Source organism: Xenophilus sp. Marseille-Q4582, from assembly GCF_916700565.1.
Lineage (GTDB): Bacteria > Pseudomonadota > Gammaproteobacteria > Burkholderiales > Burkholderiaceae_C > Xenophilus.
In genome coordinates this window covers 340,535-366,647 of record NZ_CAKAKO010000001.1, presented here as the reverse complement: position 1 = coordinate 366,647, position 26,113 = coordinate 340,535, and the positions used below count along the sequence as shown (strand labels likewise).

At 69.6% G+C, this 26,113-nt stretch carries 25 protein-coding genes and 3 tRNA genes; 17 read left to right on the top strand and 11 right to left on the bottom strand.

The genetic code is table 11. The features are described 5' to 3' along the window. Positions 1-9: 9 nt before the first annotated feature. From rph to LG388_RS01675, 3 genes are all read right to left on the bottom strand, one after another. Positions 10-741: a ribonuclease PH gene (rph, locus tag LG388_RS01685; RefSeq protein ID WP_225781117.1), complete on the bottom strand. Its 732-nt coding sequence runs from the start codon at positions 739-741 to the stop codon at positions 10-12. Positions 742-876: 135 nt separating this feature from the next. After that, a complete protein-coding gene (locus tag LG388_RS01680) occupies positions 877-1,776 on the bottom strand; it encodes a PP2C family serine/threonine-protein phosphatase (protein WP_225781116.1) in 900 nt (299 codons plus the stop codon). A gap of 39 nt (positions 1,777-1,815) precedes the next feature. Beyond that, entirely contained in the window at positions 1,816-2,823 is a 1,008-nt protein-coding gene (locus LG388_RS01675) for a serine/threonine-protein kinase (protein ID WP_225781115.1), read from the bottom strand. A 158-nt stretch (positions 2,824-2,981) separates the two neighbouring features. On the opposite strand from LG388_RS01675, the gene LG388_RS01670 reads away from it, so the two are divergent. The 4 genes from LG388_RS01670 to LG388_RS01655 all read left to right on the top strand — a co-directional run bounded on the left by LG388_RS01670 (position 2,982) and on the right by LG388_RS01655 (position 7,123). Then, positions 2,982-3,896 carry a YicC/YloC family endoribonuclease gene (locus tag LG388_RS01670; protein WP_225781114.1) on the top strand — a complete coding sequence of 305 codons (915 nt, stop codon included), beginning with the start codon at positions 2,982-2,984 and terminating at the stop codon, positions 3,894-3,896. Between the two features lie 8 nt (positions 3,897-3,904). Next, complete coding sequence (gene gmk / locus LG388_RS01665) at positions 3,905-4,525, top strand: guanylate kinase (protein WP_225781113.1); 621 nt, start codon at positions 3,905-3,907, stop codon at positions 4,523-4,525. A 24-nt stretch (positions 4,526-4,549) separates the two neighbouring features. Further along, the gene (gene rpoZ, locus LG388_RS01660) at positions 4,550-4,753 is read left to right on the top strand and encodes a DNA-directed RNA polymerase subunit omega (protein ID WP_225781112.1); all 204 of its coding nucleotides are present in this window, start codon (positions 4,550-4,552) and stop codon (positions 4,751-4,753) included. Between the two features lie 111 nt (positions 4,754-4,864). Then, on the top strand, positions 4,865-7,123 hold the full coding sequence (locus tag LG388_RS01655) for a bifunctional (p)ppGpp synthetase/guanosine-3',5'-bis(diphosphate) 3'-pyrophosphohydrolase (RefSeq protein WP_225781111.1): 2,259 nt from the start codon (positions 4,865-4,867) through the stop codon (positions 7,121-7,123). A gap of 31 nt (positions 7,124-7,154) precedes the next feature. Here LG388_RS01655 and greB read toward each other — a convergent pair whose 3' ends face one another. The 4 genes from greB to hrcA form a co-directional block, all read right to left on the bottom strand. Then, positions 7,155-7,712 (bottom strand): transcription elongation factor GreB, encoded by a 558-nt coding sequence (gene greB, locus LG388_RS01650; protein ID WP_225781110.1) that lies wholly within the window; start codon positions 7,710-7,712, stop codon positions 7,155-7,157. Between the two features lie 87 nt (positions 7,713-7,799). Beyond that, positions 7,800-7,876: transfer RNA gene (locus tag LG388_RS01645), tRNA-Arg, on the bottom strand. A gap of 83 nt (positions 7,877-7,959) precedes the next feature. Further along, a tRNA-Ile gene (locus LG388_RS01640) sits at positions 7,960-8,036 on the bottom strand. A gap of 48 nt (positions 8,037-8,084) precedes the next feature. After that, positions 8,085-9,092: a heat-inducible transcriptional repressor HrcA gene (gene hrcA, locus LG388_RS01635; RefSeq protein ID WP_225781109.1), complete on the bottom strand. Its 1,008-nt coding sequence runs from the start codon at positions 9,090-9,092 to the stop codon at positions 8,085-8,087. Between the two features lie 84 nt (positions 9,093-9,176). On the opposite strand from hrcA, the gene LG388_RS01630 reads away from it, so the two are divergent. The 3 genes from LG388_RS01630 to rapZ all read left to right on the top strand — a co-directional run bounded on the left by LG388_RS01630 (position 9,177) and on the right by rapZ (position 12,860). Continuing rightward, complete coding sequence (locus tag LG388_RS01630) at positions 9,177-10,079, top strand: NAD kinase (protein WP_225781108.1); 903 nt, start codon at positions 9,177-9,179, stop codon at positions 10,077-10,079. A 181-nt stretch (positions 10,080-10,260) separates the two neighbouring features. Then, positions 10,261-11,988, top strand: coding sequence for a DNA repair protein RecN (gene recN, locus LG388_RS01625; RefSeq protein ID WP_225781107.1), 1,728 nt, complete (start codon positions 10,261-10,263; stop codon positions 11,986-11,988). Continuing rightward, positions 11,985-12,860 carry an RNase adapter RapZ gene (gene rapZ / locus LG388_RS01620; RefSeq protein ID WP_225781106.1) on the top strand — a complete coding sequence of 292 codons (876 nt, stop codon included), beginning with the start codon at positions 11,985-11,987 and terminating at the stop codon, positions 12,858-12,860. The genes recN and rapZ overlap by 4 nt, the downstream gene beginning before the upstream one ends. Before the next feature lie 38 nt (positions 12,861-12,898). Here rapZ and mutY read toward each other — a convergent pair whose 3' ends face one another. The 3 genes from mutY to mutM form a co-directional block, all read right to left on the bottom strand. Further along, entirely contained in the window at positions 12,899-13,954 is a 1,056-nt protein-coding gene (gene mutY / locus LG388_RS01615) for an A/G-specific adenine glycosylase (RefSeq protein WP_225781792.1), read from the bottom strand. Positions 13,955-13,998: 44 nt separating this feature from the next. Then, positions 13,999-15,966, bottom strand: a complete 1,968-nt coding sequence (locus tag LG388_RS01610) for a dynamin family protein (RefSeq protein ID WP_225781105.1) — start codon at positions 15,964-15,966, stop codon at positions 13,999-14,001. A gap of 91 nt (positions 15,967-16,057) precedes the next feature. Then, a complete protein-coding gene (gene mutM, locus LG388_RS01605; protein ID WP_225781104.1) occupies positions 16,058-16,873 on the bottom strand; it encodes a bifunctional DNA-formamidopyrimidine glycosylase/DNA-(apurinic or apyrimidinic site) lyase in 816 nt (271 codons plus the stop codon). A 171-nt stretch (positions 16,874-17,044) separates the two neighbouring features. On the opposite strand from mutM, the gene LG388_RS01600 reads away from it, so the two are divergent. From LG388_RS01600 to LG388_RS01565, 8 genes are all read left to right on the top strand, one after another. Next, a complete protein-coding gene (locus LG388_RS01600) occupies positions 17,045-18,811 on the top strand; it encodes a tetratricopeptide repeat protein (protein WP_370630072.1) in 1,767 nt (588 codons plus the stop codon). Further along, positions 18,808-19,353, top strand: a complete 546-nt coding sequence (locus tag LG388_RS01595; protein ID WP_225781102.1) for a lipoprotein insertase outer membrane protein LolB — start codon at positions 18,808-18,810, stop codon at positions 19,351-19,353. Before LG388_RS01600 ends, LG388_RS01595 begins: the two co-directional genes overlap by 4 nt. Further along, on the top strand, positions 19,350-20,225 hold the full coding sequence (ispE, locus tag LG388_RS01590; protein ID WP_225781101.1) for a 4-(cytidine 5'-diphospho)-2-C-methyl-D-erythritol kinase: 876 nt from the start codon (positions 19,350-19,352) through the stop codon (positions 20,223-20,225). Before LG388_RS01595 ends, ispE begins: the two co-directional genes overlap by 4 nt. A gap of 67 nt (positions 20,226-20,292) precedes the next feature. Then, positions 20,293-20,369, top strand: a tRNA-Gln gene (locus tag LG388_RS01585). An 83-nt stretch (positions 20,370-20,452) separates the two neighbouring features. Beyond that, a complete protein-coding gene (locus LG388_RS01580) occupies positions 20,453-21,427 on the top strand; it encodes a ribose-phosphate pyrophosphokinase (RefSeq protein WP_225781100.1) in 975 nt (324 codons plus the stop codon). 209 nt (positions 21,428-21,636) lie between these two features. Next, the gene (locus LG388_RS01575; protein ID WP_225781099.1) at positions 21,637-22,269 is read left to right on the top strand and encodes a 50S ribosomal protein L25/general stress protein Ctc; all 633 of its coding nucleotides are present in this window, start codon (positions 21,637-21,639) and stop codon (positions 22,267-22,269) included. Between the two features lie 182 nt (positions 22,270-22,451). Then, complete coding sequence (gene pth / locus LG388_RS01570) at positions 22,452-23,129, top strand: aminoacyl-tRNA hydrolase (RefSeq protein WP_225781098.1); 678 nt, start codon at positions 22,452-22,454, stop codon at positions 23,127-23,129. Positions 23,130-23,205: 76 nt separating this feature from the next. After that, a complete protein-coding gene (locus tag LG388_RS01565) occupies positions 23,206-23,718 on the top strand; it encodes a hypothetical protein (protein ID WP_225781097.1) in 513 nt (170 codons plus the stop codon). 55 nt (positions 23,719-23,773) lie between these two features. Here LG388_RS01565 and LG388_RS01560 read toward each other — a convergent pair whose 3' ends face one another. Further along, complete coding sequence (locus tag LG388_RS01560; RefSeq protein ID WP_225781096.1) at positions 23,774-24,046, bottom strand: YfhL family 4Fe-4S dicluster ferredoxin; 273 nt, start codon at positions 24,044-24,046, stop codon at positions 23,774-23,776. Between the two features lie 182 nt (positions 24,047-24,228). On the opposite strand from LG388_RS01560, the gene LG388_RS01555 reads away from it, so the two are divergent. Both LG388_RS01555 and LG388_RS01550 read left to right on the top strand, forming a co-directional pair. Then, positions 24,229-25,188, top strand: a complete 960-nt coding sequence (locus LG388_RS01555) for an ABC transporter permease (protein ID WP_225781095.1) — start codon at positions 24,229-24,231, stop codon at positions 25,186-25,188. A 17-nt stretch (positions 25,189-25,205) separates the two neighbouring features. Further along, positions 25,206-26,099: an ABC transporter permease gene (locus LG388_RS01550; protein ID WP_225781094.1), complete on the top strand. Its 894-nt coding sequence runs from the start codon at positions 25,206-25,208 to the stop codon at positions 26,097-26,099. Positions 26,100-26,113 lie beyond the last annotated feature (14 nt).

Sequence of the window (26,113 nt, the reverse complement as noted above, 5' to 3'; positions counted from 1 at the left end):
CCGCCGTCCTCAGGCCGCGGCCAGCGACTGGCGCTGCGCGATGACCAGTTCGCCGATGCCCTTCTCGGCCAGGGCCAGCAGCTGGTTCATTTCTTCGCGCGTGAAAGCCGCGCCTTCGGCCGTGCCCTGCACTTCCACGAAATGGCCGGCGCCGGTCATCACCACGTTCATGTCGGTGTCGCAGGCCGAGTCCTCGGTGTATTCCAGGTCCAGCAGCGGCATCCCCTCGACGATGCCCACCGACACGGCCGCCACGTGGTCCTTGATGGGTGAGGCCGTGAGAAGGCCCTGGGCGATCAGCTTGTTCACGGCGTCCTGCGCGGCCACGAAGGCGCCCGTGATGGCCGCGGTGCGCGTGCCGCCGTCGGCCTGCAGCACGTCGCAGTCCAGGTGGATGGTGCGCTCGCCCAGGGCGGCCAGGTCGAACACGGCGCGCATCGATCGGCCGATCAGGCGCTGGATCTCCTGCGTGCGGCCGCTCTGCTTGCCCTTGGCCGCTTCACGGCTGCCGCGCGTGTGCGTGGCGCGCGGCAGCATGCCGTACTCGGCCGTCACCCAGCCTTCGCCGCTGCCCTTCTTGTGCGGCGGCACCTTCTCTTCGACGGAGGCGGTGCACAGCACGCGCGTCTGGCCGAATTCGATGAGCACCGAGCCCTCGGCATGGATGGTGAAGCCGCGCGTGATGCGCACGGGACGCAGCTGATCGGCGGCACGCGCGCCGGAGCGGAGGAAAGGGGTCATGGCAACAGTCTGGAAATCAGGGGAAACAGGACGCAGGTGCCAGGGGCCAGCCCCGTGGCATCCGCCGGCCGGCCGCGCCCATGCGCCGGGCGAGCCGTGGATTGTCGGTCGCGGCGATGAACGCCGCCCGCGCGCTCAGCCGCGCTTTGCGGCCGAGCGCCGGATCGCCTCGTTGATCTCGGCGATGGAGCGCTCGATGGCGTCGTCGTCCAGGTCGTCGAGCTCACCGTCGGTGGGCATGCCAGCCTGGATGGTGGAGGCAAACACGTCGTCGCTGATGGTGTCGGTCGAGATGCCTCGTCCGCCCGCCGCATCCGGCGTTTCCCATTCGATGGCGATCAGCGTGGCATTGTCGCCCGTGGTGCCGCCGCGGCGCAGCGCCATTTCGACCAGCTCGGGCGCCGCATCGGACACCGGCCGGCTGGCCAGCGTGCGGGCGATCAGCGCGTCGTCCAGCACGCCCCAGATGCCGTCGGAGCACAGCATGAGCCGGTCGCCCTGCTGCAGCTCCAGCGGCTGGGACACCTCGAACAGCGGCGTGCTGGGCGAGCCCAGGCAGGTCAGCAGCAGGTTGCGGTTGACGGGCTCGGTGCTGCCCGGCGGGCGGGGGCGCTCCGCATGCGAATGGTCGCGCGTGCGCGTGAGCAGCTGGCCCGCGCGCACCACGTACAGGCGCGAATCGCCGCAATGGATCCAGGTCGCGCGGCCGTCCTGCAGCACGGCCGCCACCACGGTGGTGCGCGGCGTGTCGAGCATGGCCTTGGCGCTGGCGTAGCGCATGATCTGCTGGTGCGCACTCATCACGGCCGAGGCCAGGAAGGACTTGACGTCCTTGAGCGCAGGACGCGCATCGCGCTGGTGCAGCGCGGCGATCGTCTGCAGCGTCAGCTGCGCCGCGACCTCGCCTTCAGGGTGGCCGCCCATGCCGTCGGCCAGCACGAACAGGCCCGATTCCCGCGTATAGCAGTAGCCCATGCGGTCCTCGTTCTTCGGCCGGCCGCCCTTGCGCGTGACCTGGAACACGGAGAACTTCATGCGCACACCTGCATCGGTCGGCAAAGCATCGCGATCACCTCAGGAGGGACGGGTCGTGGGCGCCACGGCCTTGGGCAGCGGCTTCTTGTCGGCAGCGCGCATGTTGTCGATGGACAGGCGCATCTTTTCGCTCACGGACAACCGCGTGTAGCGGCGCTCGCCTTCGCGGCTCAGTTCCTTCTGCAGCGCGAACACGGACTGCGGGCGCGACAGCGGATCCAGCGTCATGCACCATTCGACGACTTCGATCAGGTCGTCCGAATAGACGCCGCGCAGGCGCGACAGCGACAGCGAGAGGCGGTCCTTCTCGATGCGCTGCGGCGCGTCGTTGGGCGGATAGCCATGCATGCAGGCGTACATGCAGGCGCCGATGGCGTAGATGTCGGTCCACGGGCCCATGGACGAATCGCGCCGGTACATCTCGGGCGCGGCAAAGCCGGGCGTGTACATGGGCCGGATGAAGTTGCCTTCCTTGCTCAGCACTTCGCGCGCGGCGCCGAAGTCGATCATCACCGCGCGGTCGTCGTCGGTGACGAAGATGTTCGCCGGCTTGATGTCCAGGTGCAGCATCTTGTGCTGGTGCACCACGCGCAGCCCGCGCAGGATCTCGTCGAACAGCGAGCGGATCGTCGATTCGCGGAAGACCTTGGCCTTCTTCAGGTCGCGCGCGGTGACGATGAAGTCCTGCAGCGTGGCGCCGTCCAGGTAGTTCATCACCATGTAGACGGTCTCGTTCTCGCGGAAGAAATTGAGCACGCTCACCACCGAGGCGTGCGAGATCTGCGCGAGCGAGCGCCCTTCCTCGAAGAAGCTCTTGAGGCCCAGGCGGTAGAGCGACAGCTTCTCGGGCGGCACCTGCGGCGCCAGCTCGCCCGGCGCACGCGTGGCCAGCGAGGACGGCAGGTATTCCTTGATCGCCACCTGCTGGCCGTTCTGGTCGACCGCCAGATAGACCACGCCGAAACCGCCGGCCGACAGGCGGCGCACGATGCGGTAGCCGCCGATGACCGTGTCAGGCAGCAGAGGCGACGGTTTGACCTTTGACATAATCGGGAGTTTCGCCCGAAGGCGGGGGAGCGGCAAGCGAACGCGGGGCCGCCCTCTGCCGGTTGCACCTGGGCGCCCGCAGGGGCGCGGGCCGTGCAGGCCTTGCAACTGCGCCCATCGCGCCGGGCACGCAACCCGAGGAAGGACGGCGAGGCTCCATGGCAGTCTACAGCATGACCGGCTACGCCAGCGGCCAGAGCGGCCCTGTCGGCAGTCCCCAGGACGGCGATGCGCGCAGCGCGCCCGGCGGGCGGCTGGGCCTGGAGATCCGGGCCGTCAACAGCCGCTTCCTGGACCTGAGCTTCAAGCTCTCGGAAGAGCTGCGGCAGCACGAGCCCGCCCTGCGCGAACTGCTCACGCGCCGCTTGAAGCGCGGCAAGGTGGAACTGCGCGCGGGCATCGACAACGGCGGCACCGGCGGCATCGCCGAGCCCTCCGCGCGGCTGCTGCAGCGCCTCAATGCCGCGCAGGACGCGATCAAGGCCTGGCTTCCGCACGCCGCCGAGCTGAGCGTGGCCGACGTGCTGCGCCTGGCCGCCAATGACGGCGCCCGGCCGCCGGCGGCCGAATTCGACGTGCTGGGCACCGCCGCCCAGGTGGTGGACGCGCTCACCGAAGCCCGGGCCCGCGAAGGCGAGCAGCTGGTCGCCATGCTGCGCGACCGCCTGGACAGCCTGCGCACGCTGGCGCAGCAGGCCCAGCCCATCGTGCCGCGCCTGGTGGAGCAGCAGCGCGCCCGCTTCCTCGAGCGTTGGAACGAGGCCATGGGCCTGGCCGGCCAGGCCGCGCCCGAGGCCGCGCAGGACCGCGCCCTGGCCGAGGCCACGGCTTTCGCCATCCGCATCGACGTGGCCGAGGAGCTGACGCGCCTGAACGCCCATCTCGACGAGATCGAGCGTCTGCTCGCCCAGGGCGGCGAGATCGGCAAGCGCCTGGATTTCCTGATCCAGGAACTGCACCGCGAGGCCAACACGCTGGGCTCCAAGTCCGCGGCGCTGGAGTTGACGCGCATCGGCGTGGACATGAAAGTGCTGATCGAGCAGATGCGCGAGCAGGTCCAGAACATCGAATGAGCCCCTCCATGGAATATCCAGGCAACATCTTCGTCGTCGCGGCGCCCAGCGGGGCCGGCAAATCCAGCCTGGTGAAGGCGCTGATGGAGCTGGATTCGGCCGTGCAGCCGTCGGTGTCGCACACCACGCGCTCGCCGCGGGGCCAGGAAAAGCACGGGCGCGAATACTTCTTCGTCTCGGCTTCCGAGTTCGATGCCATGGTGGCTGCCAACGGCTTCGTGGAATGGGCCCATGTGCATGGCCACCGCTATGGCACCTCCAAGAAGGCCATCGAGGACCGCGTGGCCCAGGGCGCCGACGTGCTGCTGGAGATCGACTTCCAGGGCGCGCTGCAGATCCGCGAGGTGTTCGCCAACGCCGTGCTGATCTTCATCCTGCCGCCCAGCTGGGAAGAGCTGCGTTCGCGGCTGGAGCGCCGCGGCGAGGACTCGCCCGAGGTCATCGAGCTGCGGCTGGCCAATGCCGCCGAGGAGATGGCCCAGGCCAGCCGCTTCGACTTCGTTATAATCAACGAGCTTTTCGAGCGCGCGCTTTTCGATCTGAAGACCATCGTTCATGCGCAGCGCCTGCGCTACGTTGCCCAGCGCCGCGCCCGTGCCGACACCTTCGCGGCACTGAACATTTCCTGATCCATCTCACTCAAGAGAGATTCCATGGCCCGCATCACCGTCGAAGACTGCCTGGAGCAGATCCCCAACCGTTTCCAGCTCGTGCTGGCCGCCACCTACCGCGCCCGCATGCTGAGCCAGGGCCATGCGCCCAAGATCGAGAGCAAGAACAAGCCGGCCGTCACGGCGCTGCGCGAGATCGCCGACGGCAAGATCGGCCTGGAGATGCTCAAGAAGGTGCCGGGCTGAGCCCGGGCCGCGCCGGCGGGCCCTGCCGGCCCCCTGCGAAAGAAGCACCGCTTGCGGTGCTTTTTTTGTGCCCGGCCCGGCCGGCCCGGCGGTCTTGCTAAAGTCGGCACCATGAGTGCCGTCGTTCAACCCGAGTCCAGGCCTTCGGCCGGCAGCCTGCCGTCGGGCCGGCCCGCGGCCCTCAACGCGGCCGCTGCCAGCTTCGCGGCCCTGCTGGACCGGCTGGATTACCTGAGCGCGGAAGACGTCGAACTGGTCCGCCGTGCCTACCGTTTCGCCGACGAGGCCCATCTGGGCCAGTTGCGCAACAGCGGTGAGCCCTACATCACCCACCCGATCGCGGTGGCGGCCCAGTGCACGGAATGGAAGCTGGACGCCCAGGCCCTGATGGCCGCCTTGCTGCACGACGCGATGGAAGACTGCGGCGTCACCAAGGCCGATCTGGTCGAGCGCTTCGGCGCGCCGGTGGCCGAACTGGTGGACGGGCTGACCAAGCTCGACAAGCTGCAGTTCAACACGCGCGAGGAAAACCAGGCCGAGTCCTTCCGCAAGATGCTGCTGGCCATGGCGCGGGACGTGCGCGTGATCCTGGTCAAGCTGGCCGACCGCACCCACAACATGCGCACGCTGTCGGACGCGCCGCGCGAGAAATGGGCCCGCATCTCGCGCGAGACGCTGGACATCTACGCGCCCATCGCCTACCGGCTGGGCCTGAACCAGACCTACCGCGAACTGCAGGACCTGTGCTTTCGCCACCTGCGGCCCTGGCGCTACGCCATCCTGTCCAAGGCCGTGGCCAAGGCGCGCAACCGCCGGCGCGACCTGATCCAGAAAGTGCAGCGCGACGTGGAAGCCGCTTTCGCGGCCGCCGACATGCAGTTGCGCATCGCCGGGCGCGAGAAGACGCTCTACTCCATCTACCGCAAGATGGACGAGAAGCACCTGAGCTTCGCCGAGGTGACGGACATCTACGGCTTCCGGCTGATCCTGCCCAACGTCACGGCCTGCTACACGGGCCTGGGCATCCTGCACCAGCTCTACAAGCCGCTGCCGGGCAAGTTCAAGGACCACATCGCGATCACCAAGCTCAACGGCTACCAGTCGCTGCACACCACCCTGGTCGGCCCCTCGGGCGTGAACGTGGAGTTCCAGCTGCGCACCGAGGCCATGCACCTCGTGGCCGAATCGGGCGTCGCCGCGCACTGGCTCTACAAGGCGTCGAACACCACCGACACGGGGGCCGAGCGCCTGAGCGCCAAGTGGCTGCAGTCGCTGCTCGACATCCAGGACGAAACGCGCGACGCCGCCGAGTTCTGGGACCACGTGAAGGTGGACCTGTTCCCCGACGCGGTCTACGTGTTCACGCCCAAGAGCGAAATCATGGCCCTGCCGCGTGGCGCCACGGTGGTCGACTTCGCCTACGCGATCCACACCAACATCGGCGACCACACCTCGGCCGCCCGCATCAACGGCGAGCAGGTGCCACTGCGCACCGAACTGAAGAACGGCGACGTGGTGGAGGTGATCACCGCGCCGGTGTCCACGCCGAACCCGGCCTGGCTGGGCTTCGTGCGCACGGGCCGTGCGCGCTCCAAGATCCGCCACTACCTCAAGACGCTGGAACAGGCCGAGTCCGAAGGCCTGGGCGAGAAGCTGCTCACGCAGGCGCTGCGCGCCGAAGGCCTGGGCCGGCTGCCCGAGGACACGCCCGAGCAGCAGCCGCTGTGGGACAAGCTGCTGCGCTTCACCGGCAACCGCAACCGCGCCGAACTGCTGACCGACATCGGCCTGGGCCGCCGCATCGCCACCATCGTGGCCAAGCGGCTCATGGCGCTGATGGCCGAGCGTGGCGAGCGCCCCGACGCGCTGATGCTCACGCGCGAGCGCTTCACGGCGCACGAAACCGTGTCGCAGGGCGGCGTCACGCTGGACGGCAGCGAGAACTCCTCGGTGCGTTTCGCGCCCTGCTGCCGCCCCATTCCGGGCGACGCCATCGTCGGGTACCTCGGCCATGGCGAAGGACTGGTCGTGCACGTGGACGTCTGCGGCGTCGCGCAACGCCTGCACCACAAGGACAGCGAGCGCTTCATCAGCGTGGAATGGGCGGACGAACCCGTGCGCGCCTTCGAGACCGGGCTCTTGGTGGCCGTGCGCAACGACAAGGGCGTGCTCGCGCGCGTGGCGGCCACACTGGCCGGCGCCGAAGCCGACATCACGCACGTGGAGATGCCCGAGGACGCGGCGCAGGACGCCATCGAGCTGCGCTTCGTCGTGGCGGTACAGGACCGCGCGCACATGGACAACGTGCTGCGCGCCGTGCGCCGCACGCCCTCGGTGCTCAAGGCCGGGCGCATCCTGCCCTCGGCCTGAGGCCGCCCGGCAGGCCTGGCGCGGCGCGGGCTCAGCCCGGCGCCGGATAGTCGACCGACAGCACCTCGATCTCGCGCGTGCCCGCGGGCGTGACCAGGCGCACGACGTCGCCCACGCGCGCCTTTAGCAGCGCGCGCGCCACCGGCGAGACCCAGCTCACCTGCCCCTGCGCGCTTTGCGCTTCGTCGATGCCGAGGATGGTCACGACGCTCTCGGCCCCGTCTTCGTCGACATAGCGCACCGTGGCGCCGAAGAACACCTGATCGCCGCCATGGTGCAGCGACGGGTCGGTCACCTCGGCGATTTCGAGCCGGCGCGTGAGAAAGCGGATTCGCCGGTCGATCTCGCGCAGGCGCTTCTTGCCGTACAGGTAATCGCCATTCTCGGAGCGGTCGCCGTTCTTGGCGGCCCAATGGACGGCCTCGACCACCTTGGGCCGCTCGTTGTCCATCAGGTCCAGCAGTTCCGCGCGCAGCCGCGCGTACCCCGAGGGCGTGATGTAGTTCTTGCCCCCGGCGGGCAGGGGCGGCAGCCCGGCATCGAGCTCGTCGTCCTCTGCGTCGCTTTCCTTGGTGAAGGCCTTGCTCATACCCGATCGTCCCCCAAAAAGAGAAAGCAAAAATGGAAGCGGAAAAGGAAAAAGCCCCGGAACATCACTGTTCCGGGGCTATCCGTTTGGTGCGGCTGGCAGGAATCGAACCCACGACCCCTTGGTTCGTAGCCAAGTACTCTATCCAGCTGAGCTACAGCCGCTAAGCTATCTAGTATAGCGTGCTTTTCAGCACTCCTCTAGATCTTCTTGTTTTCTTTTTGGATCTCCGGACCACCAGGTCACTTGGTAGGCCGTGCTGGACTTGAACCAGCGACCAAGGGATTATGAGTCCCCTGCTCTGACCAACTGAGCTAACGGCCCGGCGAAGCCCGCCATTCTATACCGAATTCCTGCGCCCCGAAAAACTCTTCAGCCCTTGGGCTGGCTCAGCGCATTGCCCACCAGCCGCGCCGTGATGTCCACGATCTGGATCATGCGGTCGTAGTGCATGCGCGTGGGGCCGATGACGCCCAGCGTGCCCACCACCTCGCCGTCCACTTCGTAGCTCGCGCTGACGACCGACAGCTCCTCGAAGGGCACGACCTGGCTTTCGCCGCCGATGAAGATGCGCACCCCTTCGGCCTTGCTCGACACGTCGAGCAAGCGCAGCAGCTGCGCCTTCTGCTCGAACAGCTCGAAGGCGCGCCGCAGCTGGCTCATGTCGCTCGAAAAGTCGCTCACCGCCAGCAGGTTGCGCTCGCCGGCCACGACCACGTCGTCCTGCGCGGCACTCATGGCCTCGGTGCTCACCTGCACGGCCGCCTGCATCAGCGTGGCGATCTCGCTGCGCAGCGTTTCCATCTCGCTCTGCAGCTGGTCGCGCACCTGCTCCATCGACAGGCCGCTGTAGTGCGCGTTCAGGTAGTTGGCGGCCTCGACCAGCTCGGACTGCGAATAGTCGCGGTCGGTGAAGATCACGCGGTTCTGCACGTCGCCGTCGGTGGACACCAGGATCACCAGCAGCCGGCGCTCCGACAGCCGCAGGAATTCGACCTGCCGGAAGGCGGCCGCGCGGCGCGGCGCCATCACCACGCCCACGAACTGGGACAGGTTCGACAGCATCTGCGCCGCATTGGCGATCACTTTCTGCGGCTGGTCGGCCGGCAGGCTGGGCGCCGCGAGCTGGGTGCGCTGGGCCGTGAGCATGGTGTCCACGAACAGGCGGTAGCCCCGCGCCGTGGGTACGCGGCCGGCCGAGGTGTGGGGGCTGGCGATCAGGCCCAGATCCTCCAGGTCCGCCATCACGTTGCGGATGGTGGCCGGCGAGAGCTCCAGCCCCGGCGCGCGCGACAGCGTGCGCGACCCGACAGGCGTGCCGTCGGCGATGTAGCGCTCCACCAGCGTCTTGAGCAGCAACTTGGCGCGGTCATCCAGCATGCCGAAATTCTAGGAGACTGGCGGCGCCGGCACCGCCCGGTGTAGCCCGGGCATCGGGTCACGCAAAGATGTTTTAATTTGCGCATGACTTCCGTGTTCCGCCGCGTCGCCCTCATTGGCAAGTACCAGCCGCAGGGCGCGCGTGCGCACGATCCCGTCATCGACGAGATCGGCGACTTCCTGGCCGCGCAGGGCTGCGAAGTGGTGCTGGAGCGCACGAGCTGCGGCTGCGACGAAAGCGCCGAGCCGCCACGCAGCTGCCGCCATCCCGTGCTGAGCGTGGAGGAGATCGGCGAGCAATGCGACCTCGGCCTGGTCGTCGGCGGCGACGGCACGATGCTGGGCATCGGCCGGCAGCTGGCGCCCTACGGCGTGCCGCTGATCGGCATCAACCGCGGCCGGCTCGGCTTCATCACCGACATCGCGCTCGACGAGTACTCGGACACGCTGCGGCCCATGCTGGCCGGTGAATATGACGAGGACCACCGCAGCCTGATCCAGGCGCGGGTGGTGCGCGACGGCGAGGAGGTGTTCGAGGCGCTGGCCATGAACGACGTGGTGGTCAACCGCGGCGCGACCTCGGGCATGGTGGAACTGCGTGTGTCGGTGGGCCGCGCCTTCGTGGCCAACCAGCGCGCGGACGGCCTGATCATCGCCACCTCCACGGGCTCCACGGCCTATGCGCTCTCGGCCGGCGGCCCGCTGCTGCATCCGTCCATTCCGGGCTGGGTGATGGTGCCGATCGCGCCGCACACCCTGTCCAACCGCCCCATCCTGCTGCCCGATGCCGAGGACGTGACCATCGAGGTGGTCAACGACCGCGACGCGAGTGCCAATTTCGACATGCAGTCACTGGCCTCGCTGCGCCAGGGCGACCGGATCGTGGTGCGGCGCTCCGAATTCCACGTGCGCTTCCTGCATCCGCGCGGCTGGAGCTACTTCGACACGCTGCGCCGCAAGATGCACTGGAACAAGGGCGACAACTGAGATGAAACACCCCTCGGCCGCTTCGCGGCTTCCCCTTTCCCTCGCCTTCGGCGGGAGGGGGCGCACCCCGAGGCCTGGCAGGGCCAGTTCCTCGGGCGCCCTGAAGACTCCGCTGCGCGGGTCGGCTTGAGTCGCCCGCTTCACGCAGTTCGCACCGAGCCCTGAACCTTGGAAGACTGACATGGCTTTGCGTCGAATCGCCCTGCGCGATTTCGTCATCGTTCGTTCGCTGGAGCTGGACCTGCAGGACGGTTTCACCGTCCTGACCGGCGAGACCGGCGCCGGCAAGTCCATCCTGATCGACGCCCTGCAACTGGCGCTGGGCAACCGCGCCGACGCCGGCGCCGTGCGCGAAGGCGCCGAGCGGCTGGACGTGGCGGCCGAGTTCGACCCCGTGCCCGGCCTGCAGGGCTGGCTCGAACAAGGCGGCTTCGAGGCCGGCGACGCGCTGCTGCTGCGCCGCACCGTCGACACGCAGGGCCGCAGCCGCGGCTGGATCAACGGCGCCCCCGCCACCGCCACCCAGCTCAAGGAGCTGGGCGAGCAGCTGCTGGACATCCACGGCCAGCATGCCTGGCAGAGCCTCACGCGCGCCGACTCGGTGCGCGGCCTGCTCGACGCCTACGCGGGCGTGGACGGAGCCGACATGGAAGGCGCCTGGCAGCAATGGCGCCAGGCCGCGCAGGCGCTGGAAAGCGCCCAGCGCGCGCAGGACACGCTGCAGCGCGAGCGCGAGCGCCTGCAATGGCAGATCGGCGAGCTGGCCAAGCTGGCGCCGCAGGAAGGCGAGTGGGAAGAGCTGTCGACCCAGCACACGCGGCTGTCCCATGCGCAAGGCCTCATCGACGCTGCGCAGGGCGCGAGCGCCGCGCTGGAAGACGAGGACGGCGGCGCGCTGGCCGCCCTGAACCGCGCCCTGGCGCTGCTGCAGGACCAGCAGCACCTGGAACCCGAATTCCAGGGGCTGGCCGACGAACTGGCCTCCAGCATCGCCCAGGCCTCCGACGCCGCGCATTCGCTGCACGCGTACCTGCGCCGCACCGACACCGACCCGCAGCAACTGGCCGTGCTCGACGAGCGCATGGGCCTGTGGATGTCGCTCGCGCGCCGCTACAAGCGCACGCCGGCCGACTTGGCCGCGCTGCTGGCCCAGTGGCAGGCCGAATTGGCGCAGCTGGACGCGCAGGCTGACCTGGACGCGCTGCAGGCAGCCGAGCAGCAGAGCCAGCAGCGCTGGCGGCGCGCGGCCCAGGCCGTGAGCGCGCAGCGCAAGCGCGCCGCGCCGCAGCTGGCCGACGCCGTCAGCCGGGCCATGCAGGGCCTGGGCATGCAAGGCGGCCGTTTCGAGGTCAGCCTGCAGCCGGCGGCGCAGCCGGGCCGGGCCGGGCTGGAAGACATCGCCTTCCTCGTGGCCGGACATGCCGGCAGCACGCCGCGGCCGATCGGCAAGGTGGCCTCGGGCGGCGAGCTCTCGCGCATCGCGCTGGCGATTGCCGTGACCACCAGCCGGCTGGGCAATGCGCAGACGCTGATCTTCGACGAAGTGGATTCGGGCGTGGGCGGGGCCGTGGCCGAGACCGTGGGCCGGCTCATGCAGCAGTTGGGCCGCGACCGGCAGGTGCTGGCCGTCACCCACCTGCCGCAGGTGGCGGCCTGCGCCGACCACCACCTGCAGGTGGCCAAGCGCGCCCTGCCGGCCGAAGGCGTGGACGGCAGCGCAGGGCCGCGCACCGAAAGCACCGTGCGTCCGCTCGACGGCGAGGCGCGCACGCAGGAGATCGCGCGCATGCTGGGCGGCGAACGGATCTCGGCCACCTCGCTGGCGCATGCGCGCGAGATGCTGACGGCGACGGCCGAGCCGGCCGGCACACAGGCGCCCCCGCGGCGCAAGGCCAAGGCCACGCCATGACGCTGGACCTGATCCTCATCACCGGCATGTCGGGCTCCGGCAAGTCGGTGGCGCTCAATGCGCTGGAAGACGCAGGCTACTACTGCGTGGACAACCTGCCGCCGGAGCTGCTCGACGCCTTCATCGCGCTGCAGAAGGCGCAGCGCGCGCGCCGCGTGGCGGTGGCCATCGACGTGCGCAGTGGCGTGTCGCTGCCCAGCCTGCCGCAGCAGTTGGCCGGCCTGCGCCACGAAGGCATCGCGCTGCGCTCGCTGTTCCTGGATTCGACCAGTGAGGCGCTGGTGCGCCGCTTCTCGGAAACACGCCGGCGCCATCCGCTGTCGCGCCAGGAAGGCCGCGTGGACGCCCCCGAGCAGGAGCGCGCGCTGATCCAGGCGATCGAGCTCGAGCGCGAGCTGCTGGCCGACCTGCGCGACGGCGCCGATGTGATCGACACCAGCCTGATCCGGCCCGCGCAGCTGCGCACCTACATCAAGGCGCTGCTGGATGCGCCGCAGCGCCAGCTGACGCTGGTGTTCCAGTCGTTCGCCTTCAAGCGCGGCCTGCCGCTGGACGCGGACTATGTGTTCGACGTGCGCATGCTGCCCAACCCGCACTACGTCGCCCATCTGCGGCCGCTCACCGGGCGCGACACGCCCGTGATCGACTGGCTGCGCGAGCACGCCGAGGTGGCGCGCATGTACGCCGACATCGAGCAGTTCCTGGGCCACTGGCTGGACGCGCTCGCCAACGACCACCGCAGCTACGTGACGGTGGCCATCGGCTGCACGGGCGGCCAGCACCGTTCGGTGTTCCTGGTCGAACAGCTGGCGCGTGCCTTCGGCGAGCGCTGGGCCGCGCTCAAGCGGCACCGGGAGCTGGACGGCGAGTAGCCCCCCGCCGCGGCGCGGCCCGACGTGCGCGTAGCGGATCAGCCCGGCCCGTCTTCTTCGAGCAGCCGCCGGACCGGCGCCGGCAGGCCGAGCCCCGGCCACTCCTGGACCGGCACCCAGCGGCCCTCCCCTTCCGTCGCCGGCGGCCGCGCCTCGCCCGTCGGCACGGCGACCGCCACCGGATGCAGGTGCAAGTCCTTGTGCGTGAGCACATGCAGGAAGGCGGGCCGGTGGAGGGCCGACGGCCGCAGCGCCGGGCGCAGAGCCGCCTCCAGCGCGTCCGGGCTTTCGAACACGGGCACGCTGTGCAGCCCGGCCCAGATGCCCCGCGCCGGCCGCTTGTGCAGCCAGACGGCGCCATCGCCACGGCGCGCGAGCAGCAGCCACAGGCTCAGCGCACTGCGGCGCAGGCGGCGCTCGCTCACCGGGAAGCGCTCGGGCTGGCCTGCCAGACGCGCCCGGCACAGGCCCTGCACGGGGCAGATCAAGCATTGCGGCTGGCGCGGCAGGCAGACGGTGGCCCCCAGGTCCATCTGGCCCTGCGTGTAACTCGCCATGGCCTCGGCATCGCCTTCGGGCGGCAACAGCAGCTGCGCGGCCTCCCACAGCGCTTTCTCGTTCGCGCTGCGCGACAGGTCTTCATCGAAGGCCAGCACGCGCGACAGCACGCGCTTCACGTTGCCATCGAGGATGGCCACGCGCTCGCCGAAGCAGAAGGCCGCGATCGCCGCCGCCGTGGAGCGGCCGATGCCGGGCAGCGTGACGAGTTCCTGCGCGCGCGCGGGAAAGCGGCCGCCGAAGCGCGCGACCACGTCCTGCGCGCAGCGGTGCAGGTTGCGGGCGCGGCTGTAGTAGCCCAGCCCGCTCCACAGGCCCAGCACTTCGTCCTCGCTGGCGGCGGCCAGCGCGGCCACGTCCGGGAAGCGATCCAGGAAGCGCGCGTAGTAGCCCAGCACGGTCGCGACCTGCGTCTGCTGCAGCATGATCTCGGACAGCCACACGCGGTAGGGGTCGCGGGTGTTCTGCCAGGGCAGGCCGCTGCGGCCATGGCTGCGCTGCCAGGCCACCAGCAGCGGGGCGAATTCGGCGGCGATGGCGGCCGCGCGGGCCTGCACGCCCGCGGCGCAAGAGCGGGCCGTCACGCGACGCGCAACTGGCCGAAGGCCGCTTCGGCGGCAGGCGTCGACGGCTCCTGGCTGGTCAGCAATGCGGTCAGCTCGCCCAGCCGCTGTTGCAACGCGCCCAGGCCCTGTTCCTGCACGGCGATCTCTTCCAGGCGCTCATCGAGGTTGCCGGCCGCGGACTGCACGCGTTCCACGGATTCGAGGCGGCGCACGAAGCTGCGGCGGCGCTCGCGCAGTTGCACGTCCAGCTGCGCATTGGCGGCCTTGCTCCAGCGGTCCACCTCGGCCACGGCGGCGTCGTTGATGGCGCGCACGCGGCTGGCCAGCGCGCGCACCAGCTTGTGGCAGAACTCGGTCTGCGCCAGGCGCAGCACGTTGCCCACGCCCAGGTAGTGCAGGTGGCTCTGCTCGATGCGGCTCAGTTCGGCTTCGAACTCGCGCAGATCGGGCTCGGCCGGCGCCTGCAGCGAGAAGCCGTGTTCGGCATTGAGCTGGCGGAAGGTGCCGTTGAGCATGGTCTGGATCTCGGCCATCGTCGCCTGCACGTCATGCAGGTTGCGGCGCAGCGCGTCGAAGGTGCTGCCGTAGACCTTGCGCACGTTGAGCTTCAGGCCCGAGGCGCGCAGCGCCTGCGCGAGCCGGGCCATGTCTTCCTTGAGCGCCGTCACGCCGAGCACGGCATGCACTTCGCGCATCATCTTCGACTGCACCGAGCGCAGCGCGAGGATGCGCGCGCTGCTCGATTCGAAATCTGCCTGCTCCTGCTCGATGCGGCCACGCATGTGGCGGATCACCGCGCCGTTCTTGCCGCGCAGGCCCTGCAGTTCCAGCACCTGCTCGGCCAGGTCGCGCTGGCGCACCTGCAGCACGCGCGTGGCTTCGGCGCGCAGCGCGGCCACGCCCGCGTCCACGGCCCGGCGCAGCACGGCTTCGCGCCGCCCCAGCAGGCCCTCGCCCAGGGCCTGCTCCAGCGCGGGCAGGCGGCTGGACTGGAGCAGCGCCGGATGGTGTTCGATCTTGGCCTGCAAGCCCTTCTGCGCCGACACGGGCAGCACCCGGCTGCGCGGCACGCCCAGCACTTCGGCCGAATTGGCGCACTGGCGCTCGATCTGCGCATCGATCTGGCCCGGCTGGCTCAGCGAATCCCAGAGCGTGTCGATCTTGTTGAGCACCACCAGGCGCGTCTCGCTCGGGTCGCCCTCGGTGACCAGGTGCTCGCGCCAGATGGCCAGGTCCGAACGCGTGACCCCCGTGTCCGCGCCCAGGATGAAGACCACGGCATGTGCCTGCGGAATCAGGCTCACGGTCAGTTCGGGTTCGGCCCCGATCGCGTTCAGGCCCGGCGTGTCGAGGATCACCAGGCCCTGCTCCAGCAGCGGGTGCGGCATATTGAGCACGGCATGGCGCCAGCGCGGCACCTCCACGCGGCCTTCGGCGTCGGCCACCGGGTTGTCCTCGGGCTTGTCGTCGCGCCAGAAGCCCAGGGCGCGCGCCTGCGCGAGCGGCACCCACTCCACCTCGGCCACCTTGTGCATGGCAGCCGCCAGCTGGTCGGCGTCGTCCGCGTCGACCGGGATCTCGGTCCAGCGCTCGGGCTGGCCACGCCAGGTGTCGAGCGAGGCCGATTCCAGCCGCGTCTCGATGGGCAGCAGCCGCAGGCAGGGCCGGATGGCCGGGTCATAGCCCAGCTCGGTGGGGCACATGGTGGTGCGCCCCGCACTGGCCGGCATCACGCGGCGCCCGTAGCCGGCGAAGAAGATGGCATTGATCAGCTCCGACTTGCCGCGCGAGAACTCGGCCACGAAAGCCACCCGGACCTTGCTGGTGCGCATCTGCGACTCCAGCTCCCGCAGGCGCTCACCGACGGCGGCATCGAGCAGGTCGTTGTCGCGCAGCCAGCTGCCGAGCCACTTGAGGCGATGCGCGAAGTTGCGGCGCCAGGCCCCGTGCTGGTCGAATTGCTGGTCGAAGGAGCGGCTCACGGTGTGTGCGTCAGAAGTTGTTTCAAAATATATCCGCAGCCGGCCGCCCCGGTCTGCCATTCAGACGCCACTGTGCCACCGTTCGGCCCCGTCAGGGCTTCTGGCAAACGGGGCAGAAGAAGGTGGATCGCTGGCCTTGGCGCAAGATGCGCACGGAAGTACTACAGATGCGGCAAGGCTGGCCCGCCCGGCCGTAGACCATGGCTTCGAGCTGGAAGTAGCCGCCTTGCCCGTCCACACCCGAAAAGTCCCGCAGCGTGCTGCCGCCGCGCGCCACGGCGCGGCCGAGCACGTCGCGCACCGCGGCATGCAGCCGCGCCGCCCGCGGGCGCGAGATGCGCGACGCCACGGTGGTGGGGCGGATGCCAGCCAGGAACAGCGCCTCGGAAGCGTAGATGTTGCCCACGCCCACCACGACGTCGCCGGCCAGCAGCACCTGCTTGACGGGCGCACGCCGGCGCCGCAGCCCGGCATGGAAGGCATCGAGGTCGAAATGCGCGCCCAGCGGCTCCATGCCCAGGTGCCCGAGCAGCTTGCGCGCGAGCGCGCAATCCTCGTGCGGCACGTAGACCACCGCCCCGAAGCGCCGCGGGTCATGCAGGCGCAGCGTGCCGGCCGACGTCAGCAGGTCGAAATGGTCATGCGCGCCGGCAGGCGGCAGTTCGGGATCGAAACGCAGGCTGCCCGACATGCCCAGGTGCAGCAGCAGCAGGCCCTCGTTCAGGTCGATCAGCAGGTACTTGCCGCGCCGCCGCACGCCCAGCACCTGGCGGCCGACCAGTTCATCGGGCGCCACCGACAGCGCCCAGCGCAGCGGCTTGCCCAGGCGCACGGCGAGTACCTGCGCACCGGCGATGCGGTCGGCAAAGCCACGGCGCGTGACCTCGACTTCGGGAAGCTCTGGCATGGTGGAAGAGAGCGGCTGGACAGGGATGCGACGCGCGCCCCGCCGGTCGCGCGGCAACGGTTGCGAGTCCGTCTTCGAGTGGGGTGAAAGAGGCCTCAGACGGGGCAAGCCCACCCGGCCGCCAGGGGGCGGGCCCCGCAGGCCTTGCATTATTATGGATCGATGAGTTTCATGCCCCGCAGACACGGTTTGGCCCTGGCCGTCTGGCTGCTCGCGGCCGGTGCGGCCCAGGCCCAGCCGGCGCCGCCCCCCGGGCCCGTCCCGCCGGCGGCGGCCGCGGCCCCCGCGCCCGAACCGGCGCGCCCGTCGGCCATGACGGCGCAGCTCTTCTACGAGGTGCTGCTGGGCGAGATCAGCGCACGCAGCGGCGATCCGGCCGAAAGCTTCGCCCTGCTGCTGGATGCGGCGCGCCGCTCCGGCAATGCGCAGTTGTTCCAGCGGGCCGCCGAGGCTGCGATCCAGGGCCGTTCACCCGAGGCCGCGCTCACCGCGGCGCGCGCGTGGAAGACCGCCATCCCCGATTCGCGCGACGCGCGGCGCCTGGAGCTGCAGGTGCTGATCGCGCTGGGGCGGCTGGGCGAGACCGTCGAGCCGCTGCGGGCCGAACTGGCGGCCACGCCCGTCATCGAGCGGCCGGTGCTGCTCACGGTGCTGGCGCGCAGCTTCGGCCGCGCCCAAGACAAGAAGCTGGCCGCGCAGGTGCTCGAACAGGCGCTGGCCGACGACCTGCGCAACCCCATCACCGCGGCCCTGGCATGGACCACGGTGGGCCGCGTGCGCCAGCTGGCCGGCGACCTGGACGGCGCGTTGGACGCGGCGCAGCGCGGGGCCGCCGCCGACCCCAAGGCCGATGGCCCGGTCGTGCTGGCCATGGACCTGATGGACCCGCAGCGCCCGCAGGCCGAGGTGCTGGTCAAGCAGTACCTGGCCAGCCCCGAGGCCCTGCCCGAAGCGCGCGTCGCCTTCGCGCGCTGGCTGGTGGGCGCGCAGCGCTATGCCGAGGCCAGCACGCAGCTGAAGGCCGTGACCGAGGCGCACCCCGCCTTGCCCGACCCGTGGCTGATGCTGGGCACGCTGCAAGGCCAGCTGCGCGAGGACGATGCGGCGCAGGCCTCGTTGCAGCGCTACCTGGAATTGGCGGCCGCGCAGCGCGACGCGGACGAGCGCCGCCGCGGCATGGCCCAGGCCTACCTGCAGCTGTCGCAACTGGCCGAGCGCCGCAAGGATTACGCCGCAGCCGAACAGTGGCTGGGCCGCATCGAAGGCGCCGAAGAACTCTTCCAGGCCCAGACGCGCCGAGCCCTGCTGCTCGGACGGCAGGGCCAACTGCAGCAGGCCCGCGCGCTGCTGCGCGAGCTGCCTGCGCGCACCGTCGCCGAGCGCAAGCAGCGTTTCGCCACCGAAGTGCAGTTGCTGCGGGATGCCCGCCAGCACCAGGCCGCCTACGATCTGCTGGCCGAGGGCCAGCGCGCCGACCCCGAGGACGCGGACCTGCTGTACGACCTGGCGCTCACGGCCGAGAAGCTGGGTCGCAACGAGGAGATGGAGCGGCACCTGCGCCGCGTGATCGCGCTGCAGCCGGAAAACGCGCATGCCTACAACGCACTGGGCTACTCCCTCGCGGACCGCAACACGCGCCTGGACGAGGCGCGCACGCTGATCCGCAAGGCCGTCGAGCTGGCGCCCGACGATCCCTTCATCGCCGACAGCCTGGGCTGGGTCGAGTTCCGGCTGGGCAACACGGCCGAGGCGCTGCGCATCCTGGAAGCGGCCTACCAGAAGCGGCCCGATCCGGAGATCGGCGCCCATCTGGGCGAAGTGCTCTGGGCGCAGGGCGACCGCGAGCGCGCCGTCAGCATCTGGAAGCAGGCGAAGATTGCGGATGCGGACAACGAGACCCTGCAGGAGACCCTCAAGCGCCTGCGCGTTTCGCCATGACGGTGCGCCGGCGTCAGCTCGTGCTGGCCAGCGCCAGCCTGCCGCTGTGGCTGGGTGCGTGCAGCACCGCCCGTCCGCCCGGGACGCGCGCGCCCATCGGCGGCGGCGAATGGAGCGGCCGCCTGGCGCTGCGCGTGGACAGCGACCCGCCGCAGAGCTTCTCGGCGATCTTCGAATTGCGTGGCGCGCCGGGCCAGGGCGAACTCAAGCTGAGCACCCCGATCGGCAACACGCTGGGCGTGCTGCAGTGGTCGCCCGGCACCGCTTCTCTGCAGGACGGCCAGCGCATCCAGCGCGAAGCCTCCATCGACCTGCTGCTGGCCCGCGTGACCGGTGCGGCCTTGCCCGTGGATGCGCTGTTCGACTGGCTGGCCGGCCGTGCCACGCCCGTGCCCGGCTGGCGCCCGCAGCTCGCCCAGGTGGGCGAAGGGCGCCTGCAGGCGGTGCGCGAGTCGCCCCTGCCCACGGCGGAGCTGCGCCTGGTCTTCGAGCCCGCGCCGTCCCGGCTCCCCGCGGCGGCCGCGCCGCCGGGCACGCCATGAAGGCCCTGTACGAGCTCAGCGCGCCGGCCAAGCTCAATCTCTTCCTGCACATCACGGGCCGGCGCGACGACGGCTACCACCTGCTGCAGTCGGTGTTCATGCTCATCGACTGGTGCGACACACTGCATGTGGAACTGCGCCAGGACGGGCAGCTCAGCCGCGAGGACCTGGGCCCCTCCCTGCCGCCCGACGACCTGGTGCTGCGCGCCGCGCGCGCACTGCAGGCTTTCGCAGCACCCGGCCAGGGCGCGCACATCGGCGTGATGAAGCGCATCCCGGCCGAAGCCGGCATGGGCGGTGGCTCTTCCGATGCGGCCACCTGCCTGCTGGCGCTCAACCGGCTGTGGGGCCTGCACCTGCCGCTGGCGCGGCTCGAGCGCATCGGCCTCGCGCTCGGCGCCGACGTGCCTTTCTTCCTGCGCGGCCGCAACGCCTGGGTGGAAGGCGTGGGCGAGCAGATCACGCCCGTCACCTTGCCGGCCGCGCAGTTCGCGGTGCTCAAGCCGCCCACCGGCCTGGCGACTGCAAAAATTTTTTCTGCGGACGATCTGCAGCGCGCCACACCTGCTGCTATACTCTATGGCTTCGCTGAGAACGACACAGCACAAAGCCTAAAGCTCAAGAACGAGATTTTTGGCTTTGGTCGGAACGATCTGCAGCCGGTGGCCCAGCGGCTCAATCCGCAGGTGAGCCAAGCCCTCGAGTGGCTCGGCTCCCAAGGATTGGATGCACGGATGACCGGATCTGGCAGCGCGGTCTTCGCGAAGTTGAACTTGCCGCAGAGCACGTTGTTGCATAATCCGCCTCCGGATTGGCAATTGCGGATTTGTAGCAATCTGGCAGTCCATCCTCTGGCAGGTTGGGTGGGCTAGAGATTCAGCCGCAAGCGGTTGAATGCGACATTCATCGGTGGCAGGCCGCCAGGCCTGTCTCCTGTGTAGGGGAGTCGCCAAGCTGGTTAAGGCACCGGATTTTGATTCCGGCATGCGAAGGTTCGAATCCTTCTTCCCCTGCCAAAGATTTTTCCTTTCGCGAAAGCGGCCCACGGCTCCGCGCCAGGGCCTACAGGCCCACTCTCTCAGACTGCCGAGAAGCAAGCATGCAGGCGCATCACCCTGACTTCATGGTTTTCACCGGCAATGCCAATCCTGGCCTGGCCGCAGAAATCTCTCAGCACCTGGGTTCGCCGCTCGGCGCCGCGCGCGTCGGCCGTTTCTCCGACGGTGAGGTCACCGTCGAGATCAACGAGAACGTCCGGGCCCGCGATGTGTTCGTCGTGCAGTCCACCTGCGCGCCCACGAACGAGAACCTGATGGAACTGCTGATCATGGTCGACGCGCTCAAGCGCTCGTCGGCCGAACGCATCAGCGCCGTGATCCCCTACTTCGGCTACGCCCGCCAGGACCGCCGCGTGCGTTCCACGCGCGTGCCGATCTCGGCCAAGGTCGTCGCCAACCTGCTGCAGACCGTGGGCGTCGCCCGCGTGCTGACCATGGACCTGCACGCCGACCAGATCCAGGGCTTCTTCGACATCCCCGTCGACAACATCTATGCCTCGCCGGTGCTGCTGGGCGACCTGCGCGCCAAGAACTACGAAGACCTGATCGTGGTCAGCCCCGACGTGGGCGGCGTGGTGCGCGCCCGTGCGCTGGCCAAGCAGCTGAACTGCGATCTGGCCATCATCGACAAGCGCCGTCCCAAGGCCAACGTGAGCGAGGTGATGAACGTCATCGGCGAGATCGATGGGCGCAACTGCGTGATCATGGACGACATGATCGACACCGCCGGCACGCTGGTGAAGGCGGCCGAGGTGCTCAAGGAGCGCGGCGCCAAGAAGGTCTACGCCTACTGCACGCACCCGGTGTTCTCGGGCCCGGCCATGGAGCGCATCGCCCAGGGCACGGCGCTGGACGAAGTCTGCGTGACCAACACGATTCCGCTGTCCGATGCGGCCGCCAGCTGCGGCAAGATCCGCCAGCTGTCCGTGGCCCCGCTGTTCGCCGAGACGATCCAGCGCATCGCCAAGGGCGAGTCGGTGATGAGCCTGTTCTCGGAGCAGGACAACCTTTTTTGAGCACTTCGTGATCTTCGATCACGAGTGAGTGGACAGTCCGTGCGACCCGGGCCGGCTTTGCCGGCCCGGGCCGCAAAAGAGACCGCACTGCACGCTGTTGCGTGCGGTCTTGAAGGAGCAGGCTTCGCCGCTCCTTTTTTGTGGGCCCTGCGGGGCCTTTGTCGAAACGGAACCCGGCTGGTCGCGGCCGGTTCCTTCTGGAGAACGTTATGAAATTCGTCGCTTTCGAGCGCGCCAAGCAGGGTACGGGTGCGAGCCGCCGTCTGCGCAATGCCGGCAAGACGCCGGGCATCGTCTACGGTGGTGAAGGCCAACAGCCGCAACTGATCGAACTCGACCACAACGCGCTGTGGCACGCCCTGAAGAAGGAAGCCTTCCACTCCTCCATCCTGGAAATGGAAATGGGCGGCAACGTCAGCAAGGTGCTGCTGCGTGACGTGCAATACCACCCCTTCAAGCAACTGGTCCAGCACGTGGACTTCCAGCGCGTCGACGCCCGCACCCGCCTGACGGTGAAGGTGCCGCTGCACTTCAAGGGTGAGGAAGAATCCGAAGCCGTGAAGCTGCACCACAACCTGGTGAACCACGTGATGACGGAAATCGAAATCAGCGTGCTGCCAGCCGACCTGCCCGAATTCATCGAGGTGGACCTGTCGGGCCTGACGAACGCAGCCACCGTGCACGTGAGCGACCTCAAGCTGCCCAAGGGCGCCAAGGTCATCCTGCACGGCAAGCCGAACCCCGTGGTGGCCTCCGCCGTGGCGCCGGTCGTGGAAGAAGAAGCGCCTGCCGCCGCTCCTGCGCCAGCCGCCGAGCCTGCCAAGGGCAAGAAGAAGAAGTAATCAGCGCGACGGCGCCCCCTGGGGTGCTCGCGTCACGGCCCGCTTCGGCGGGCCGTTTTCGTTGGCGCGCCCTGCATCCCGCGGCCCGCGGCGCACGCGCTGCACACACGAGGGCGCAGCCTCCCCCCGTCCTCCGTCCGATGCGCCTTGCCCCGCCTCGCCGGCCCGGATAATCCCGCTCCATGATCAAGCTGTTCGTCGGCCTGGGCAATCCCGGCCCGGAGTATGAAGACACACGCCACAACGCGGGCTTCTGGTGGATCGACGCGCTCGCGCGCGACGCCCAGGCCCAGCTGGTGCCCGAGCGCGGCTACCACGGCCTGGTCGCGCGCACGCAGATCGCGGGCCAGACGGTGTGGCTGCTGGAACCCCAGACTTTCATGAACCTGTCGGGAAAGTCCGTCGCGGCCCTGGCGCGCTTTTACAAGATCGCGCCCGAAGAAATTCTCGTGGTGCATGACGAGCTCGACGTGCTGCCGGGCCAGGCCAAGCTCAAGTTCGGCGGCGGCCATGCGGGCCACAACGGCCTGCGCGACATCCACGCCCAGCTGGGCACCGGCGACTACTGGCGGCTGCGACTGGGCATTGGCCATCCGGGCACCAAGTCCGAGGTCGTGAGCTGGGTGCTCAGGAAGCCGCTGCGCGAGCACCGCGAGGCCATCGACGACGCCATCGCGCGCACGCTGCACGCCGCGGCGCCGCTGGTGCGCGGTGAAATGGACAAGGCCACGGCCCACATCCACACCAGCAAGCCCCCGCGGCCCAAGCCGCCGCGCAGGGAGCCGCCCGCCCCGGCCCAGGACCTGCCCGGGCCCGCGGCGGCCGACACCGGCGCGCGCGCACCGGCCGAGGGCGGCTGACGGCGCCCGCGATCCCGTGCATTTGCCGCGCAATCCGTGAAGGGGGCCCTTGCGGCCGCCTCCGTTTGCGTTCAGCATGTCCTCCATCACCGGCGCCTTCGACGCCAGGACCCAGGGAGGGCCCATGCATGCGACTCGCACCGATTCGCAGCGCCGCACGCTGCTGCTGACCGCCCTCCTGGGCTTGTGTCCCCTGCCCTCGGCGGGGCAGTCCGGCGCGCGCATCTGGCGCTGCGGCAGCCAGTACACCGACCAGCCTTGCGCCATGGGCCGGGAGATCGCACCGGCCGATCGGCCCACCGACGACGCGCGCGCCGAAGCCGAGGCCGCCACGCGGCGCACCCATGCGCAGGCCGACGCGATGGCGCGCGAACGCGAACGCCGCGAAGCCGTGGCCGCGCGGAGCGGGCCCGCGGTGATCGAGCACAGGTCGCCGTGGAGTGCGCAGGATGGCGAAGACGAGGAGGACGAGAAGCGAGGCCGCATGAAGCGCCTCAAGCGGCCGAAGACCGAGAAGGGGCGCCTGCCCAGCAACGAGAGCTTCACGGCCCGGGGCCCGCGGCCTGCGAAGCGCGAACGTGGCCGCTGAAGATGCATCGCGGCGGCGCATCGGCGCGCCGTGCCTGCAGCCCGCCCGCAGCGCTTCAGTCGCAATGCCCGGAGCCCGTCCCCAGCGCCTGCAGGCGCGTGTACTTCTGGAACAGCGTCTCGCGCGTTTCCACGTGCGCCGGGTTGACCGGGATGCAGGCCACCGGGCAGATCTGCACGCACTGCGGTTCGTCGAAATGCCCCACGCACTCCGTACACCGGTGCGGATCGATCTCGTAGAAGGCTTCGCCCATCGAGATCGCGTCATTGGGGCACTCGGGCTCGCAGACGTCGCAGTTGATGCATTCGTCGGTGATCATGAGGGCCATGGGGGCGATTATCCGCGCCTGCCATCCCTCGCGAATTCCTGCAAGCCGGATGGCCCTGCGGCCGTCAGGCACGCTCCCTGCTGAGTTCACGGTATGCTGCGCGCCGCCCCACCTGACTCGCCGGGTTCATGCCACCGGCCGGTGCGCTGTCGCACCGGGCCGCAGCCTTTCCCGTTTTTCTCATGAGCCTGTTTCTTCTCAAGCGCCTGGCCACCCTCGTTGGCACATTGATCGGCGCCTCCATCATCGTCTTTCTCGTGCTCGAGATCCTGCCCGGCAATGCCGCGCAGATCCTCATGGGCCCCGACGCCTCGCCCGAGGCCGTGGCGGCCCTAGCCACGCAGCTGGGCCTGGACCAGCCGGCCTGGACGCGCTACTGGACCTGGGTCCAGGGCCTGCTGACGGGCAACCTGGGCGACAGCTACACCTACGGCACGCCGGTGCTCGATTTGATCCTCGAGCGCCTCACGCTCACCGTGCCGCTGGCCGTGATGGCCATGTTCTTCACCACGGTGCTGGCGCTGGTGGTGGGCGTGACGGCCGCGGCGCGCCACAACAAGCTGGGCGACGTGGGCCTGATGGGCCTCACGCAGGTCGGCATCGCCATTCCCAACTTCTGGTTCGCGATCATGCTGATCCTGCTCTTCTCGGTGAAGCTGCAGTGGTTCTCGGCCGGCGGCTTCGACGGCTGGGGCGAGAGCGCCGAGGATCGCATGAACGCGCTCAAGTCGCTGCTGCTGCCCGCACTGTCGCTGGCGGTGGTGCAGGCAGCCATCCTCGCGCGCATCACGCGCTCGGCCGTGCTCGAGGTGATGCGCGAGGACTTCGTGCGCACCGCGCGCGCCAAGGGCGTCACGCAGCGCGCCGTGCTGTGGCTGCACGTGCTGCGCAACGCGCTGATCCCGGTCATCACGGTGATGGGCATGCAGTTCGCCGAACTGCTGGCCGGCACCATCGTGGTGGAGAACGTGTTCTACCTGCCGGGCCTGGGCCGCCTCATCTTCCAGGCCATCAGCAACCGCGATCTCGCGGTGGTGCGCAACTGCGTGATGCTGCTGGCCGCCTTCGTCGTGATCGTGAACTTCGTGGTGGACGTGCTCTACGCCGTCATCGACCCGCGCATCAAGGCTTCCGACATCTGAGCAGCGTGAGCGAATCCATGAGCACCCTGAACACGAGCACTTCCGCCCTTCCTTCGGCCGCGGCACCGCGCAGCACGGTCAGCTTCTGGCAGCGCGCGCTGCGCCACCGCAGCTTCGTCATCGGCGGCCTCTTCACGCTGCTGCTGCTGGCGGCCGCCGGGCTCTCCTTCGTCTGGACGCCCTGGTCGCCCTACGACATGGACATGGCCAACAAGCTGCAGGGACCCACGGCCCAGCACTGGCTCGGCACCGATGCCTACGGCCGCGACGTGGCCTCGCTGCTGCTGGTGGGCGCGCGCGCCTCCATCATCGTGGGCTTCATCGCCGTGGGCATCGGCCTGGTCGGCGGCACGGCGCTGGGCCTGCTGGCCGCGGCGCGCCGCGGCTGGACCGAAGAGATCGTGATGCGGCTGACCGACTTCTCGCTGGCCTTCCCGGCCATCCTGCTGGCCATCATGATGACGGCCGTCTTCGGCCCGGGCATGGTCAACGCCATCATCGCGATCGGCATCAACTACATCCCGATCTTCGCGCGCGTCACGCGCGCCGCCGCCAACGCCGTGTGGGCGCGCGAATACGTGGCCGCCGCACGCGCTTGCGGCCGCGGGCCCTGGGCCATCACCTTCAAGCACGTGCTGCCCAACGTGTCCACCGTGCTGCTGGTGCAGGCCACGACCTATTTCGCCATCGCCATCCTGGCCGAAGCCGCGCTGTCCTACCTGGGGCTGGGCACCCAGCCGCCGCAGCCTTCGTGGGGCCGCATGCTCAGCGAGGCGCAGACGCTGATGTTCCAGCAGCCGCTGCTGGCCGTCTGGCCCGGCGTGGCCATCGCCTTGGCCGTGCTGGGGCTGAACCTGATGGGCGACGGCCTGCGCGATCTGCTCGATCCGCGCCTGGCCCGTGCACGCTGAACGACAAGAAAAAC

Excerpts from the sequence above, each read along its gene's own strand:
- rph (WP_225781117.1), bottom strand. The coding sequence starts at position 741 with ATGACCCCTTTCCTCCGCTCCGGCGCGCGTGCCGCCGATCAGCTGCGT.
- LG388_RS01680 (WP_225781116.1), bottom strand. The coding sequence starts at position 1,776 with ATGAAGTTCTCCGTGTTCCAGGTCACGCGCAAGGGCGGCCGGCCGAAG.
- LG388_RS01675 (WP_225781115.1), bottom strand. The coding sequence starts at position 2,823 with ATGTCAAAGGTCAAACCGTCGCCTCTGCTGCCTGACACGGTCATCGGC.
- LG388_RS01670 (WP_225781114.1), top strand. The coding sequence starts at position 2,982 with ATGGCAGTCTACAGCATGACCGGCTACGCCAGCGGCCAGAGCGGCCCT.
- gmk (WP_225781113.1), top strand. The coding sequence starts at position 3,905 with ATGGAATATCCAGGCAACATCTTCGTCGTCGCGGCGCCCAGCGGGGCC.
- rpoZ (WP_225781112.1), top strand. The coding sequence starts at position 4,550 with ATGGCCCGCATCACCGTCGAAGACTGCCTGGAGCAGATCCCCAACCGT.
- LG388_RS01655 (WP_225781111.1), top strand. The coding sequence starts at position 4,865 with ATGAGTGCCGTCGTTCAACCCGAGTCCAGGCCTTCGGCCGGCAGCCTG.
- greB (WP_225781110.1), bottom strand. The coding sequence starts at position 7,712 with ATGAGCAAGGCCTTCACCAAGGAAAGCGACGCAGAGGACGACGAGCTC.
- hrcA (WP_225781109.1), bottom strand. The coding sequence starts at position 9,092 with ATGCTGGATGACCGCGCCAAGTTGCTGCTCAAGACGCTGGTGGAGCGC.
- LG388_RS01630 (WP_225781108.1), top strand. The coding sequence starts at position 9,177 with ATGACTTCCGTGTTCCGCCGCGTCGCCCTCATTGGCAAGTACCAGCCG.
- recN (WP_225781107.1), top strand. The coding sequence starts at position 10,261 with ATGGCTTTGCGTCGAATCGCCCTGCGCGATTTCGTCATCGTTCGTTCG.
- rapZ (WP_225781106.1), top strand. The coding sequence starts at position 11,985 with ATGACGCTGGACCTGATCCTCATCACCGGCATGTCGGGCTCCGGCAAG.
- mutM (WP_225781104.1), bottom strand. The coding sequence starts at position 16,873 with ATGCCAGAGCTTCCCGAAGTCGAGGTCACGCGCCGTGGCTTTGCCGAC.
- LG388_RS01600 (WP_370630072.1), top strand. The coding sequence starts at position 17,045 with ATGCCCCGCAGACACGGTTTGGCCCTGGCCGTCTGGCTGCTCGCGGCC.
- LG388_RS01595 (WP_225781102.1), top strand. The coding sequence starts at position 18,808 with ATGACGGTGCGCCGGCGTCAGCTCGTGCTGGCCAGCGCCAGCCTGCCG.
- ispE (WP_225781101.1), top strand. The coding sequence starts at position 19,350 with ATGAAGGCCCTGTACGAGCTCAGCGCGCCGGCCAAGCTCAATCTCTTC.
- LG388_RS01580 (WP_225781100.1), top strand. The coding sequence starts at position 20,453 with ATGCAGGCGCATCACCCTGACTTCATGGTTTTCACCGGCAATGCCAAT.
- LG388_RS01575 (WP_225781099.1), top strand. The coding sequence starts at position 21,637 with ATGAAATTCGTCGCTTTCGAGCGCGCCAAGCAGGGTACGGGTGCGAGC.
- pth (WP_225781098.1), top strand. The coding sequence starts at position 22,452 with ATGATCAAGCTGTTCGTCGGCCTGGGCAATCCCGGCCCGGAGTATGAA.
- LG388_RS01565 (WP_225781097.1), top strand. The coding sequence starts at position 23,206 with ATGTCCTCCATCACCGGCGCCTTCGACGCCAGGACCCAGGGAGGGCCC.
- LG388_RS01560 (WP_225781096.1), bottom strand. The coding sequence starts at position 24,046 with ATGGCCCTCATGATCACCGACGAATGCATCAACTGCGACGTCTGCGAG.
- LG388_RS01555 (WP_225781095.1), top strand. The coding sequence starts at position 24,229 with ATGAGCCTGTTTCTTCTCAAGCGCCTGGCCACCCTCGTTGGCACATTG.
- LG388_RS01550 (WP_225781094.1), top strand. The coding sequence starts at position 25,206 with ATGAGCACCCTGAACACGAGCACTTCCGCCCTTCCTTCGGCCGCGGCA.